The 15,909-nt window shown below is 46.5% G+C and carries 11 protein-coding genes; 2 read left to right on the plus strand and 9 right to left on the minus strand.

The features are described 5' to 3' along the window. On the plus strand, positions 1–553 hold a 553-nt coding region (locus tag AC58UU_RS09180; protein ID WP_497314920.1), incomplete at its 5' end, for a HupE/UreJ family protein. A 560-nt stretch (positions 554–1,113) separates the two neighbouring features. Here the strand turns inward: AC58UU_RS09180 and AC58UU_RS09185 are convergent. The 9 genes from AC58UU_RS09185 to AC58UU_RS09225 form a co-directional block, all read right to left on the minus strand. Further along, positions 1,114–2,241, minus strand: a complete 1,128-nt coding sequence (locus tag AC58UU_RS09185; RefSeq protein ID WP_497314921.1) for a cytochrome P450 — start codon at positions 2,239–2,241, stop codon at positions 1,114–1,116. 73 nt (positions 2,242–2,314) lie between these two features. Continuing rightward, entirely contained in the window at positions 2,315–2,884 is a 570-nt protein-coding gene (locus AC58UU_RS09190) for a TetR/AcrR family transcriptional regulator (protein WP_497315541.1), read from the minus strand. A gap of 195 nt (positions 2,885–3,079) precedes the next feature. Next, positions 3,080–5,041: a glycoside hydrolase family 15 protein gene (locus tag AC58UU_RS09195; RefSeq protein WP_497314923.1), complete on the minus strand. Its 1,962-nt coding sequence runs from the start codon at positions 5,039–5,041 to the stop codon at positions 3,080–3,082. 222 nt (positions 5,042–5,263) lie between these two features. Further along, complete coding sequence (locus tag AC58UU_RS09200) at positions 5,264–8,320, minus strand: 1,4-alpha-glucan branching protein domain-containing protein (protein WP_497314925.1); 3,057 nt, start codon at positions 8,318–8,320, stop codon at positions 5,264–5,266. Next, positions 8,317–8,874: a DUF4912 domain-containing protein gene (locus AC58UU_RS09205; RefSeq protein ID WP_497314926.1), complete on the minus strand. Its 558-nt coding sequence runs from the start codon at positions 8,872–8,874 to the stop codon at positions 8,317–8,319. The genes AC58UU_RS09200 and AC58UU_RS09205 overlap by 4 nt, the downstream gene beginning before the upstream one ends. 92 nt (positions 8,875–8,966) lie before the next feature. Next, a complete protein-coding gene (locus tag AC58UU_RS09210) occupies positions 8,967–9,209 on the minus strand; it encodes a KTSC domain-containing protein (RefSeq protein WP_497314928.1) in 243 nt (80 codons plus the stop codon). A 60-nt stretch (positions 9,210–9,269) separates the two neighbouring features. After that, the gene (locus AC58UU_RS09215) at positions 9,270–11,684 is read right to left on the minus strand and encodes a sugar phosphate nucleotidyltransferase (RefSeq protein ID WP_497314930.1); all 2,415 of its coding nucleotides are present in this window, start codon (positions 11,682–11,684) and stop codon (positions 9,270–9,272) included. Positions 11,685–11,775: 91 nt separating this feature from the next. Then, positions 11,776–14,610 (minus strand): 1,4-alpha-glucan branching protein domain-containing protein, encoded by a 2,835-nt coding sequence (locus AC58UU_RS09220; protein ID WP_497314932.1) that lies wholly within the window; start codon positions 14,608–14,610, stop codon positions 11,776–11,778. A 9-nt stretch (positions 14,611–14,619) separates the two neighbouring features. Further along, a complete protein-coding gene (locus AC58UU_RS09225) occupies positions 14,620–15,126 on the minus strand; it encodes a DUF4912 domain-containing protein (RefSeq protein ID WP_497314934.1) in 507 nt (168 codons plus the stop codon). 215 nt (positions 15,127–15,341) lie between these two features. Here AC58UU_RS09225 and AC58UU_RS09230 point away from each other — a divergent pair, with 215 nt between their 5' ends. After that, positions 15,342–15,764 carry a hypothetical protein gene (locus AC58UU_RS09230; protein ID WP_047680975.1) on the plus strand — a complete coding sequence of 141 codons (423 nt, stop codon included), beginning with the start codon at positions 15,342–15,344 and terminating at the stop codon, positions 15,762–15,764. Positions 15,765–15,909 lie beyond the last annotated feature (145 nt).

A 15,909-nucleotide genomic window follows, 5' to 3' on the forward strand; every position in this document is an offset into this window, starting at 1 on the left:
ACAGCCTAAGACTGGCGCTGTTTTGTGGAAATACTTTAAGCTTGGAATCGAACACATTTTGACAGGTTATGATCATTTGCTGTTTTTGTTATCCTTGGTATTAATCGCATCGCGATTCAAGGATGCGTTGAAAATTGTTACTGCTTTTACAGTCGCTCACAGTATTACACTTTTCCTGGTGGCGTCGGGCCGCCTTCATGTCATCCCATCTTGGGTGGAAGCGTTGATTGCAGTGACGATCTGTTACGTGGCCGTGGAAAATATGTTTGTCCAAAAGGCGAAATGGCGGTGGGTGTTGACAGCCTTATTTGGCTTGATTCATGGCATGGGCTTCGCTGGGGCTTTGGCTGAAACAGGACTTCCAAAGGGCAATCTGATTGGCACGCTCCTGACGTTCAATTTGGGTGTAGAAACGGGCCAACTGATGGTCTTATGCCTATTACTGCCCCTCTTGATTTGGCTGCGAAGGTTCCCGTGGTATCGTAAAATGATGATTTCAACGTCTTGCCTTATTTTTGTTCTGGCATTTTATTGGTTGATTGAAAGATTGTAATTAGGCCATTCATTGATCAATACGAGAGTTAGCGGTATTTATGCTAGCTCTTTTTTATTATTGCAAGTCTAACCATCTCAGCATGCTGAGACTATTAAGAGCAACTGGCTTGATCTAATGAAAAGTAAACTCCTTCCTATGACGATAGGGAGGAGTTTTTTGTATGATTACGTTACAGAAAGGGATTCTGGTTTAAATTCAATTTATATAAATACCATATAGTTAGCGTATTGGAAAAAAACGGGTGAAGATCTGCAAAATGCCATAGAGAAAAAACAATTAAAAGAAAGCTCTGAACCGCCTAAGAAGTTGTTTGAGAAGTACGATTTTCAAAGAAAAGAAAGGAATGGTCACGTATTTTACGAAATGAAACCCAAAGAAAATCGCATTGGAAGGAAACATATTTTATATCTGCATGGCGGTGGATATGCGTTAACTATCACATCTCTTCATTGGGGATTTATAGCTAAACTTGTTGATTATTTGCATTTCCTGAATCAAAGAAGGCTAGACAGCAGATTATTGATATCATTCAAGCATCATGAGAATTATTTATATGATTACCGCAGAATAATAGGCATCTGTTTGACTCCAAACATCATCCAACTGTCGATCCTCTCCAACACATGGGAGCGATCAAGGTGGAAATCAGGGAATCGAGTTAGCAGTGTTTGAATAGCAATTTTACTCTCCAAACGAGCTAATTGCGCTCCTAAACAGAAGTGAATTCCGTGACCAAAAGCAAGATGGGGATTAGGATTCCGGTGAATATCGAAGATGTCCGGATGCTCGAATATGTCTTCGTCATGGTTGGCCGAGCCAATCCAGATATTGACTATTTGTCCGGGAGTTAGGGTTTGCCCGCGTAGAACTGTGGTCTTTTTTACGGTTCGAATCATCGTTTGAACAGGTGAACAATACCGAAGAACTTCCTCAAGAGCCTGTGGAACCAAGGAGCGGTCAGCCAAAAGCTGCTCTTTTACATCTGCATGGCTATCGATAAGGAGCACTGCCGAGGAAATTAGGTTCGTTGTGGTTTCATTTCCTGCTACAAGCAGTAGGATGCAGAAGCCGATCACTTCCAGATCGCTTAATTGTTCGCCATCTGCCTTCGCGCGGACGAGACGACTAATCAGATCATCCTGCGGTTCAAGCCGTCTCTGATCCGCAATAGCGGTAAAATAGACACTCATCTCTTGTTGGCATTGATAATATCGCTCGGAGTTGTTTCCGACCAGCGCATCCGACCATTCTTTGAAACGCTCTCGATCTTCCTGAGGAATACCTAGCATTTCGGCAATGACGATAATCGGTAGCGGACTTGCAAAATCATGAAGCCCATCCATTTTAACGCTTGCTTCCATTTGGTCACACAACGCATTCGCTATTGCCTCAATCTTTGGCGTCAGTCCTTCGATGACCCGAGGTACAAAAGCTTGAGAAACAAGCATCCGCAATTGCCGATGTTTAGGCGGATCCTGTCTTAGAACACTCGCCTCGATCGGATCTTTCATCGTTTCGACACCTTGCGAAGAAAAATGCTCATGATCGGAAAAAATCGTTTTGACATCTTCGTATTTGAAAACGTCCCAGGAATCGGTCTCCTTTTTAAACGATACAGGGGAGGAGGCACGCATTTCTTTAAAATAAGACAAAGGGATCAATTCATTAGCCGTTCTCCAATCCATATGTTACACCATCGCTTCCATCTTATTTTATTTGAACTGACTAGTCAGTATAGCAACTCCAAAAAAATGGCGGTTACTCACCGCTAGTCAAAAACAAACCTGACGTAATGATCGTATAAAAGAATTGTTCAATATGATCACGAGACAATTCATTGCTGTTGTTCAAAAAATAATTACTTGCGCTGTCGAGCATCCCAACGATCCCCGCCGCGGCCAAATTGCAGTTAACATCGCGAAGCACGCCTTCTTGCTTTCCTTCTTCCAAGACGTTGGCAAGAAAATGAATGTAATCAATCTTTAGTTTCTTCAGTTCTTCCAGCACTTCCTGGTCAATGCCGTTGGATAGTTCATTGAAAACGATATGCGCTAAACTGCTTGATTCCAAAAACAGATCGAGATTGTGCCTGATGATCCTTTTGATTTGTTCTTCCAAAGTAAGATTGGCTTTAAGATCGGCCTGAACTTTATCAATAATCTCCTGAAAACCATCCTTAACAAGCGTCTTAAACAATTGGGCTTTACCTGGAAAGTGGTAGTAAAGCGTTCCTTTGGCAACATTTGCTCTTAAGGCAATTTCATCCATACTTGCCCGATGGTAACCGTTTTCCGAAAATACTTCAACTGCTGTTTGGATAATTTTCACTTTACTCAAGGAGATCCGCCTTTCGTCAATCACGATAAAACTGACTGGTCAGTATAAGAAAAGTGTAACATATTGGAAAAAGAGATGTCAACTTAGAACACTAGGAGATTTTGCTCTCAAAATGAAATGAAAAAAACCTCCCGGAATGAACAAGTGTTCAAATCCATGGGAGGTTAAAATAGGTTAAAGCTTATTTCACTTGGTAAGCTGTTTATATTTGTTCAAGTACTTCACGACGGTCAGCACATAAGTGGCGTGCGACCAAGTGAGTGGAGCAACGGATACCGGTTCACCTGAGAAAGGGTCTAATTGTTCCGATAGAACGCCGCTTTCCATTGCATGTTTGACAACCCATTCAAGTGTTTGACGCGGTGCTTCGAGATCCGCCAGTGACTTGGCGTACTCGATTTCCCATTCGGCAATCCACAATGTACAGATGATCCATGGGTTACCTGGCACGTTCTCAATATCCGTAGAGCGTTGGAAGTAATAGTCGTGATGATAACGAGCGGAGCCTCCGACTTCGGTTTTGATCATGAGTCCAGCTTTGTTGGCTTTCATCGTGCTTACCACACGCTCATCGTCAGCAGGCAGAACGCCGAATTCAAAGATGCCGTAAACGGAGCTTTCGAGCGTCATATCCTTCACCCATTCGCCATCTTCCATGTACAAGCCGCGAACGAATCGTTGTTCTCCCTCATCCCATAGATGCTTAAGCATACCGGATTTGATTTTCTCCGCTGTATGCTTGTAACGATTGCTTCGCTCTTCATCCCCAAACAGATTGCTGAAGTTGGAAGCGGCAATAAGTCCGCCATAAACCGCTGAAGCTGTAAACGTAAATATACCGTAACGCTCTTCCCACAGATCATAACTTGGCTTCGGCAAGTTCAATTCCTGATCAATGTAAGTGGACATGAATCTGGCCGCTCTGCGAATGAGATTGCGATAGAGGGATTGGGCGAATTCAAGGCTTCCATTTTTCTGGAAATCCTGCCAAAGGGCATATAACACAAGGGCAGTCTCATCTTCTTGAATAGGCAGCTGTACCCGTCCGGAATGAATGTATGGATGCCAACTGGAGCCTACGGTGCCGTCCGGATTGTATTTATGATGCAAGTAACCTTCGGGTGACAGCACGTTCGCACAGAAGTTAAAGAAAGGAATAATCATACCTTGGTAGCCAGCCATGGACATGGAATAAGCAATTAAAGCACCGTCTCGAGGCCACATATAACTGTAATGATCGCGGTTGCTTTGCATAATATCGGAGTCGTTCGCAGCGATGATCGCACCGTTTACATCTGTTTGGGTCCTGACTAGCAGTAGACTTTGTTTGAAAAGTCGTTGGACTTCGAGCGGCAGATCGCCGTAATCGCGTTCAATTTTGTTTGCCCATCTTTGCCAGTACACGGTTACGCGGTCAAGGAGCTTACCGGGGTGGCTGTCTTTGACATAGGCATCGAGCTTCTTGACTTCTTCCAACGTTTTGCCAGCACCCATCCAATAGTAGAGCGTTTGGTTGGCGTTCGGTGGTACGAAGAGTCGAAAAGAAATTGTACTATCGACAGAGCCTTGAGCAATGGCATTGCCCATCAAATGCCCATCTTCCGCGTCGCGCCAAGTTCCTTCGGCATTATAAAACCTTTTGACGCCTGTAGAGTATTGATAAATGCCTTCGGTTCCTGTACTGCCGTTAAACATAAAATATCTGTCTTTCTTATAATGGAATACCGTATTATTCGCTGGATAGTAAGCGGCTGTATCCCCAACTTCTGTCTCATTAATGAGCAAGTCTTGATTGAAGAACATCCGTACTTCGCGGACGGTACTATTGTGATTCGTAATTTGGATACGTTTGAGATAAATATCCTCGCGCTGATGAACCCCGTCATTCATGAGCAGTGTGACACCAAGACCGGGATGCGTAGCTGTCACTTCGGTGACGAGCGAATCCTCGACATAGGCAAGTTTAAATTGCCACTCAGGGGCATTCAGCCATGCGAAGGAACCATCCACCCATATACCAACACGGCATTGATAACCGCCAATATGATTAAGCTGGCCTACGAAAGGATAATACAGATCTCGCATGTAGGAATGCTGATCGAGGTTAATAAGAAATTTTCCGTTTCCGATGACCAGATGTCTAGGCAATAAAATCACTTCCCCACTCGTTTGTTTGATCGCGCGATTCAGAACCCGTCCTTGAGGTATCCAGCTTGGGATATCGCGTCCTCGATTCGCTAGTGACTAGGACATAGTTAGCACAGGGCTTGCCAATAGGTTACCTAATTATTACCAAGGAATCAATGATTGTTTGAAAAAATTCTGAAAATTCCCACTGGTCACGCTTACAAACTGGCATAGTTATCCATATTATTTTATTATTTCCTTCTGGTTGGGGAATATACCTGACCTCTGTGGGTGAAGGAGAATCAATTTTTCGTAAGTTTCTGTTGTGAACGTGCTGATTTGGTCCCAATGAAAGGTTTCGCTGACTTTGCTCAAAGCGGCCGCAGCGAGTTCGGTTGCGTCGTCAGGCTTTTCAAAAAATTGGGCAATCTGAAAAGCGAGTGCGTTTGCATCGCCCGGGGACACTTTGCAGCCGTTAATGCCATGATCGACAATCTCAGCAAGACCTCCTGTATCAGATACGATGAGTGGTGTACCGCTTGCCATTGCTTCCAAGGCTACAAGGCCAAATGGTTCATAGAGGCTTGGGATTACACAAAGCTCCGCGGAAATCAAAAGCTGACTTTTGTCGGCCTCATCTAGAAATCCTGTAAAGCTGACCCGGTCACCTAACGGAGCGGCCAGTCTCTCTAATGCTTCAAGCTCAGGTCCTGTACCTGCGATAATCAGCTTAGCTTCAGGGTAACGTTTGAGCACGAGCCGCATGGCAGCTATGAGGATATGCACGCCCTTTTCATAAACAAGCCTCCCGAGGAAAGCAATAATTCGATTCTGTTCATCACCACTAAAAAGAGCATTAGATAGAAGCGGATTAACAGTTTCAAGGGGAACAGCAGCTGCGCGAAAAGGAATAACACCATTAGGTATATGAGTCGTTTTATGGATAGGTACATGAAATAGGCGAATGACTTCTTCCTGCATATAAATGCTGCAGACAACGAGCTGATCGGCTTCGTCGGCTAACTTATTTTCTAAGGAATGTATCCGTTGTTGCACCGGGGTATCCAGCTTCCCTTGATTGCGGCCATACTCGGTGGCATGGATCGTTGCAAGGAGCGGGAGCTGAAGCGCATTTTTGGATTCTTTGGCTGCATAAAAGACAAGCCAATCATGAGCATGAATGAGGTCGAATTGCATGCCTTGTAAAGTTAAGCGGTGGATGGCATCGGTGAAAGCCATATTCATTTGGAATACCCAATCCAGGAAGTGAATGGCTCCAGTGGACTGGAGAACCTCTACACGATGAATATGCACCCCATTAGACCGCTCATAGGGAAGACAATCGGGAGCAAGACACGTAATGACATGAACTTCATGGCCGAAGGCAGCAAGATGTTTAGATAAGTCGCAAACAGCTCTGGCGAGACCACCGATTACACACGGCGGATATTCCCATGAGAGCATAAGAATACGCAGAGGTGTGGACTTGGCATTGGATGAGAATTTTAATGAAGTACTATCCAAAGAGCTATTCAAACTTATTGAAGGGCTAGTTTGGAAAAGACGGTAGTGGAGCTCCGGTAGAAAGGGGGATCTCCGCTCTAAGGAAATCACGAATTCGGATAGCTCTTTGTCTGAAGCTGCTGTTTCTAACCCGTTAAGTAATTGATGAAAATGCGATAAATGCGTTTCTATACGGTTAGCCGCATAGGTGGTTACTGTTTCCGCATCTAGGATGAAGGTCCAGTCGCTGCTTTGCGCGAGCATAAGCTCTCTCGCGGCTTGATTCAGTGCACGCTGCTGCATCTTCGTGAGCAGCTCGGGGTTCGGGTGCTTTTGCGCAGCAAGCACCATACGATCCTCCGCCGCGTGCAGCAGCGGATGTACCCACTGGCTGCGCGGATGCAGCCAGACCTCGGCGTAGCCGCCTCGGCCCCAGCTCGACACAGGAAGCGCAGCTTCCGTGGTCGGCGCATGGGCGGCGGCGTAGCCGCCAAACGTAGTCGTGTCCACGACTACGCCCTCAAGGCTGCGCGCGGCAGCGAGCCCGCGCAGCACAGCCTCAAGCCACTGGTGGCCTTCGTACCACCAGTGCCCGAACAGCTCGGCATCGTATGGACATACGATGACCGGCGGTTCCGCCGGCCGCGCTTCGCGGTCGCCGGCGGCCAGAGCTAAGGCCTCGCGCTCCTCAGCGAGGCGGCGAAGCTGCGCCACCCGGCTAGCGACGAAATGCTCAGCATCCTGCTGAGCTTTCTGAGCGGCCCGCACCGGGTGGTAGGGCGCTTTGGCGTCACCTGCGGATGCGCCGGTGACGCTGTAGTACTTGAAGCCCGTGTGTATGCGTGCGCCGTCTGGCAGCACATAGGGCTTCAAGTACTCCCACTCGGCCCCGCCGTCTTGGCCGAGGTCGTAGCCGATATCGCGATAATACTCGCGATAATTAGCATCGCTCGGGTACCCGACTTCGGCGCTCCATACTTGAGCGCCGGCTTCGAGGTCCCGAGCAAAGGCGCAGGCGCCGCTCTGCGTGCGCAGCGGCGTCCCCGCCGCGCTCTTTACATGCGCGGTACCCTTCGCTTTCGCTGCGTCCTCCTGCGGCGCCATCACAGCCTGCGCGTGCGCATGAGCGTCCACTACGAAGTAGCGAAGGCCAAGTGCCTGCAGGTGGGGCTCCAACGCAGGCGTATAGCCGCACTCCGGCAGCCAAATGCCAGCCGGAGCGGACCCGAAATGCCGCCGGAATTCCGTTACGGCGGCTTCGAGCTGCGCGCGAAGTAGAGCGTCGTTCTTGACCAGCGGCAAGAACGCATGCGTCGCGGCGCACGTTATTAATTCTAAGCAGCCCGTGCTTCTTAGGCTGCGGAACTTACCAATCAGATCGCCGCGAAGGCGATCGTACAAAGCCTTAAGCCGATGATACTGGTCGGCATAGAGCTTCGCCGTAGGACCGAATTCGGCATGACCCCACAGACGAATAACTTCTCGCTGAGCCAGTTCACACAGCGATGTCAGATGCCTGCGAAGCCTCTTCTTTAAACGTGAATCCTCGAGCATGGCAAGCAGCGTCGGGGACAAAGACAAAGTGAGATGGAAAGGTACTTCATCTTCAAGAAGCCGCTCCATCATTTCGATCAAAGGAAGATAGCTATCGACAACGGCTTCGAAGAACCATCGCTCTTCTAGGGTGATGTTCTCCTCCTCATGTCGAACATAGGGGATATGGGCATGCAAAAGCAAGGCAACGAAACCTTGTACATTGGAGCTGGTGCTCACGTTGGCGTGTGTGTTTGTGCTCAATCAGTATCGCCTCCAGATTCCATATCTGCTGAGTATGCGGTCTTCGGTGAATACACCGAATAGGCAGAGAAATGCTCATAAGCTTCAGGCGTCATTAGCTGAAAGGAAACGGCAATAGGCCGGAATGTAACTAGTTGATCATTTGTTTTTTGGTGAAAAGGAATATCTTGATTCGTATCTATTGGGGGAGTCTGAATCGTATTGGAACGCAGAAGCGGGAGAAACTGCCCCTGTTCATTCACAATGCCAAGATCCGCGAAGTAACTTTGGCCTGGGTGAAACCCGCTCAGAAAGCATGATTCTCCTTGGGGGAGATGAAGTTCTGAGATGCTGTCAGCTTGGTGGCTATCTATAGCTAGATCGGTTACATGATAAAATCGCAATGTAGGCTGAAGTGCCTGCCAGTCTGTATCGAAATGTTCCTGTACCATGTTCTTTTTTCTGCCAGAGAGCTGCCAGTAGGCAAACAGAACAGTCGGGGACTGGATAAGCAAGTGAAGTGTATCCCGATCTATAGGATCAACAGAGAGAGCTTGGATAGGTATCGGTCTCACCTTTTCTCAGGGTAGTTATGGAAAATAAGCTGCAAGGATCTTGAGCAACATTGTAGCATATGCAGCATACAAACGAAAAATCTCCACCTTATCTAAAAGGGGGAGATCTCATGTATATCCTTTACTTGGTTGGATTTTTCCCTTCCATGGTTTTCCGTAAGTCTCATTAAGGAATCGTACCGATTCACCGAAGAAAATATCAAAAGGTATTCATCCTGTTTGACATTCGTATAAGATTCTTTGAAACCGGTATGATATTGCACGGTCATGCTGGAGGATTGATCGTCATACTGCACAAAAGCGATCTGTCTAGAAACGCTTGGAATCATATTCACGCCGCTCTCCCCTTCATCGTAGACTTCGAAAACCACGTATCGGATACATCTATACTATAATTATGCATACCCAAGCGCGTTTAGAATGTGTCCACGATAGGAATGGACAAGCAGCTCAGCAAGCTCAGGATCCGCTGATTGTGCTACAATCTGAAAAACAGGATCATCGGCATCAGGCAGCAGCAGGACCCACCCATTCTCATGATAAAACTTAATTCCATCGATTAGATCAACGGGTACATCTTTCGTCCGTTCCATCATGCTCCGCATAACCTCTCCTTTAGAATCCCAAGGACAATCTACACGTTCACGAAGAAGATGAAAGCTAGGAAACAAGGAGAGCAGATCCGAGAGCGGAATGCCGGTTCTTTCCAAATGGAGAATCACCAGACCTATGGCAAAGAGAGAATCGAACAAGGGATGTATCCTCGCTTCTTGTGTAGCTTCCATAATGGCTCGTGACCATTCCTTCGTACGAACGATCTTCCCGCCAAGCCCCTCGGCCATGCTTTCTAGAAGCTGAGGGGCACTGACTGGAGCACCAATGGTTGCTCCTGGACGGCTGTGCAGATAACAAAGATAAAGGAAAACGGTTTGTAAATCGCTATCTACGAGCTCGCCTTTTTCCGTTATTAACTGCATGGTTCGTCCATCATCGTGAACACGTAAACCGAGACTTGCTCCAGATAGTGGGATAAAGACATGAAGCGGATCCTGCCTACTTGTAGATGTAACGTGGACAGCTTCAAGCCCCAGTTTTTCGAAAAATGGAACAATGAAAGGCTGCAGCCAAGAGCTCGCTTCAATGACGATGCGAAGAGGGGATACAGACGGATGATCACGTTCATATGCGATTTCTTGGGCCAAAGCATCTATATAAGTTTGTAACCAGTGCACTTCCTCTTTGTAGCTGCCAATCTGCTTCATAGTGGCCCGTCCATAATCTTCTTGCCAAAAGCTGTTTTCCACTTTACGCTCTGCTGATTTCGGAATAGGCAGTCCTTCAGCGTCCAAACAAAGAAGACTGCAGACATCGTTCTCTTTGCCGGACCACTCGAGGTGAATTCCTCCAGCAGCACCTAAATGACGAATAGCAAAGGTAGACGCAGGTGCAAAGCAATCTCCTAAATCAATAACATGTGTACCTACAGATTGTAGGCTCGCTGTTAGTGTACGCTTTAATAAACGAGTGAACGTATGGGGAGCACAGCTTACCATAAGCGTTTTGCCGGAGGCTAAGGTTGCTCCATATGCTGTGGCGAATTTAGCGACTAATTCCGGTGTTAAATCTAGATTAGGAATACCACTTACACCGCTTGTCTTGAATAACGTTTTGGTTGCGTTATCTCCCCAAATATAGGAGGTATGAAGCCGGGTCTTATCACGAATCTGTTTATGAGGCCAAATTTTCACGTTGGGTTCAATGCGGCTTTTCGCACCGATGACCACATGGTTGCCGACAACTGAGCCATCCCCCAAATAGGAGGCCTCTTTGCAAATAATCCGACTAGTCAGTGTAGAACCGGCCAATTCGTTGTGCTCAGCAATATGGTTATGATCCCACAGTACACTTCGTGTTAATTTGCTCCCTTTGGAGAGTCGGTTATTTTGTCCGATGATACAGTATTCGCCGATCTCTACTTCATCTTCCAGCCTGCTCCCTTTCCCAATGTAAGCAGGTCCGATCACACGTGCGGTAGCACTTGTTTCTACATCATCTGCGATGTAGACACCAGGGCGGATCTGTGTTCCGTGAATGTCGAGCTTCACTTTCCCATCGAGCATGTCAAACTGGGTTTGACGATATTGCTGCAGGTTGCCGATATCCGTCCAATATCCAGAGCTGATATATCCATAGAGCCCATTGTTTTCTTCGAGCAAGGCAGGGAAAAACTGCTGACTGAAATCAAATTCTTGCCCCAGGGGTATACGTTCCAGCATCTCAGGCTCCAAAATATAAATACCTGTATTTACCGTGTCACTGAACACTTCACCCCAGCTTGGTTTTTCCAGAAAACGAGTAATTTGCCCCTCTTCATTGGTGATCACAACACCATATTCCAAAGGATGGCTGACACGAGTCAGGATTAACGTAGCTTTGGCTTGCTTTTCTTTATGAAAAGCGAGTGCTTGCTTCAAATCGAAATCAGTTAATGCATCTCCGCTTATTACAATAAAAGTATCGTCAAGAAACTCGTGCGCATGTTTGACACTCCCAGCTGTGCCTAGGGGACTTGTTTCTTCAAAATAATGGAGATTAACGCCAAAAGCTTGTCCGCTGCCAAAATAGTCGCGTATCACTTCAGGTTTATATTGCATAGTGACTGCTATGTCTTGAATGCCGTGATTTTGGAGCAGTTCAATGATATAGGCCATGCAGGGCCTGCCGAGAAGAGGCACCATGGGCTTGGGGAGATGACAAGTAAGGGGACGAAGTCGCGTTCCTTTGCCTCCGGCCATAATGACAGCCTTCATTGTGGTACCTCCTTAGAGTTTTCGTAGAAAACTTGCATCGTAAGCATTAACTTTAGAGTTTTCGTAGAAAACTCCCATTGAGTGGCTAAGGCTAAATCGTTGCTTTAACCTGAATGACAGGTTGATAGTGGGTAAGCTTCTGGTACTCATTCTGGATATTTTGAGCGATATGGCTCCATTGGTAGTGCTGTTGCAGCAGTTGGTAGGCGCTATCAGCCATCTTGGCGGCTTGTTTTGGCTGCAGCAGCATATCCGTAATGTGCCAAGCTAATGAATCGACATGACCTGGGAGTGCCTTATAGCCGTCTACACCATGCCTAATTATTTCAGCTAAACCGCCTGTATCGGAGAGTACCAGAGGTTTCCGGTGGGCCATGGCTTCCAGCGCTACGATACCGAAAGGTTCGTACAAACTTGGAATCACACAAACATCCGTAGATTGATAAAGCTGTGTGCGATAAGCATCATTAACAAAGCCAGCAAACAAGACGCGATCTCCTAAAAAGGCAGCCTGGGAGCGCAGCTCACCCTCCATAGGTCCTGAGCCAGCGATAATGAGCTTAGCTTGCGGGACTTGTGAAATGATTTTCGGCAGAGCTTCCAGCAGGATTTGAATACCTTTTTCATAAACAAGCCTTCCAATGAAGAAAATGACTTTGTCTTGTTTTGCTACGATATCAAGTCGATTCATCGTCTCTATGTTAGGTTTTTGAATCCGAATTCCATTCGGATGTACACTCACTTTATCGGGAGGAAGATTAAATATACGTCCTACTTCCTCTTTCATATATGAGCTGCATACAAAGACACGATTAGCCTCATAAGTCAGCTGCCACTCCAAATGATGAATCTTGCGCTGCAGGTCGGAGTATAGATTTCCTTGATTTCGTCCCCATTCTGTTGCGTGAATCGTGGCTACTAAAGGGATGCCGTAGCTGGTCTTTATTTCTCTTGCCGTATGAGTAACCATCCAATCATGCGCATGCAAAAGGTCGATTCGCCCACCGTTTTCTTTCCATCTCACAAGATGATCGGTCATGGCAAGATTCATTTCGAACGTCCAGTGGTAAAAGTGAGTATCACCCGAATGGTGAACAGGGAGCCTATGTACGTAAACGCCATTCATCTTCTCAAAACTCGGCGCACCATCGTAGGAGGTTGTGATGATATGTACGATTTCTTTACGAGCGACTAGAGCTTCCGATAGTTCATGGACTGCTCTTGATAAGCCGCCGACATGTTTGGGCGGGTATTCCCAAGCGAGCATGAATACGTTCGGACGGTGTTTGGTTTCCTCCAGTAATGTTTCCCATTCCTTCAAGTTTGGAATAATAGGGATAGGGGAAAGCTGCTGTATGCTTACGTAATCTCGAAATTGGATATCTGGAAAGCAGTTGTCTTTTTCCTCCAAAATGGTAAGCAGTACTTCGTCAACCTGTTCCTGATCTACCTGATCGCAGAGATGGTGGAAGCAGCCAAGATGTTCCTTCGTTCGGCGAATGGCATGGTCGACGTCACTCTGTGCGTCCATCATGAACGCCCAATCGCTGCTTTGAGCTAGCATGAATTCTCTTGCAGCTTGATTCAAAGTCCGTTCCAGAACGCTAGCGCTTAATTTACCATGGCGAGAGAGATGCTCATGTTTCGTTCCGAGCTCGATCATACGTTCTTCAGCTTGATGCAGATGACGATAAATCCAGTCGTTATGTCCCTGCAGCCATATTTCGGCGGAGTGGTTACGGCCCCAACTAGATTCGTTCAAATTTCCGACAGCAGCGATTGGATATTCCTCTAGATATTCACTGGGAGTAATCATTTTAATCGTTTGCTGATCGAGAAACATTTTGCGGCAGAGCAGCTCAAGGAAGTGCGGACCCTCATACCACCAATGACCAAATAGCTCCGCATCATAGGGTGATACGATGACGGGCTTGCGATCCAGCCAGCGTTCCCAATGAGCGGCCTGCTTCTGGCGATTTGCCAGGAAATGATCGGCATGTTCAGCTACTTTTTCTAGGGCTCGCCCTGGTTGATAAGGCTCCTTGTGGCTGCCTTTGCCTGTGTTGCGGTAATATTTAAACCCGGTTGCCGGGTCAATGTCACTGTAGTATTCACGGTAGTTGAAGTCTCCTGGGTAGCCGTTCTCGGCACTCCTTACTTGACTGGTGGATTCCGGATCCAGAGGAAAGGCAGTTACCCCATAGGTGGTCATGAGCGGAGCAGCCAATTCTCGAGCCGGCTGCGGTGAAGCGAAAGCGACTGCTGTGGAATCAGTGAAGAAATATTGGATCCCAGCCTGCTTCAAAATGCGATCAATACCAGGCGTATAGCCACATTCTGGTAACCAGATGCCGCGGGGCTTTTGATCGAAATAACGTTCATAATCCCGAACAGCCGTTATAATCTGTGCTTTTATTGCCTCTTCTGTTTTCATGAGAGGAAGAAATCCATGCGTAGCGGCTGATGTAACAACTTCGATACGACCTAAATCTTGATAGTGTTTGAATGTCGCAATGACATTTCCCTTGCAGTTCTCATATAGCGTAAGAAGCTCACTGAATCGTTCTGCATATCGTTTGGCCAGAGGAAGAAGGGAAGGTTTTTTTTGTAATCGAACCTGTTCCTTATCTGCGAGCCCAATAAGCTTACTTAGGTAAGCGTGATATTTGTCTTGCAAGTACGAATTGCTGAACAGGGACAAGATAGTCGGAGTTATGGAGAAGGTCAAGCGGAAATCTATCTTATCACTTGTTAGACGATTCATGACTTCAATCAGAGGTAAATACGTTTCCGTCATGGCTTCGTAGAACCATTGTTCTTCCAAATTGTCGTTCTGATCCTGATGACGAATATAGGGAAGGTGAGCATGCAGCATGAGGACCAGATATCCCTTGAGCTCTGGCTTCGGTTTGATGCGATTGATCAAGAGATAACGTCACCTCACATAGGGAGAGTAGGCTTGTATATTTTCAAAAAAATATGGCTGGATTCGATTGTAGACACGTTCGGCATGGGCATCTGGTACAACCGTTTGCATCGGTTCTCCCCATTTGGTTTCGGTATCGTTAGGTGTGACGACACAATTGGAACGAAGAAGAGGAATGAACTCGTGCTCCCAGGTGTAAGTGCCAATATCCACAAGGTAGGTACGGCCAGCAGCTAGATGGTGAAGATACCAATTGTTAGCTTCAGACGTCGTTGTTACATCCCAGTATCCATGTGCATTACTGCCATTGAAATATAGGCTAGTCACATCGTACAAACGTATCACTTTGGGCATTAACGCATAGTCGCATTCAAAATGCTGAGAAACAAGCCATCTCCGCCTATCGCTAATTTCCCAATAAACATAGAGCGAATGCGCATCCACGATCATAAGATGGAGTATGTCCTTGTTATACCGATCGGGAACCTCGAACCCTGCGGTAGGTAATGCCTTCAAGGTGAATTCCTCTTTTCTAATGCTAATGACTACCTTTTCACTGTAAAAGCATTCGCTTTTCCAAAGAAAAATATGCGCGAATTGCTAAAATCTAGCTGTCCTAAAAAAAAGGAATTTCAAACTTTTCTGGCGAATATATTGGACTAATCCGGGTTAAGAAGTTTATGCTTACGATGCTAGCTTTCCTAACGGAAAGCTCTAAGGGAGGGTTTTTCATGAGTTTTTGTTGTGGAGCCAGTATGATTGGAACGAAAGGTACCTTGAAGCACATTCGTACACAAATTCACAATGTGCCCATTCTTTTTTGCCCGGTATGTCATCGCATTGAAGTTCACTATCTGGTGGAGAACGAATACGAGATATTAGCGGAATATGCTCACGGAGACGGTGCTCCTGAGGTTGATTTTACGGAATATGTAGATGGTAAGGATCATCTATTGCATGATAATTGTGTCAACCATGAGGGCGAAGAGCCTTTAGATATAGTACGTTGTCAAATTGATATGGCCCTTGATTTGCTTGGGGTCGCGAAATCTATTGGCGATAATGAATGGGAAGATCAGCTTAAGAAACGATTGAAAATGCTGAGTGTACGCCGAGATAAACTAAAAAACAAAAAAACCTCCAAGCACACGTAGAGGTTGGTTGACGAGACAGGTGTCGCAAACATACAAACAGAACAATTTTTTATTCTCAATGCTGCTACTCTAATCTAGTCTAGCCTGACGGGGAACGAGGAGCCGCTATTTCAGCGATTATGCCGATACGGGGCTGGTACGCGGA

This window comes from Paenibacillus sp. JT22N1 (assembly GCF_059692155.1).

Coding starts and splice junctions, on each gene's coding strand:
- AC58UU_RS09185 (WP_497314921.1), bottom strand. CDS start 2,241: ATGGATTGGAGAACGGCTAATGAATTGATCCCTTTGTCTTATTTTAAA.
- AC58UU_RS09215 (WP_497314930.1), bottom strand. CDS start 11,684: ATGAAGGCTGTCATTATGGCCGGAGGCAAAGGAACGCGACTTCGTCCC.
- AC58UU_RS09230 (WP_047680975.1), top strand. CDS start 15,342: ATGAGTTTTTGTTGTGGAGCCAGTATGATTGGAACGAAAGGTACCTTG.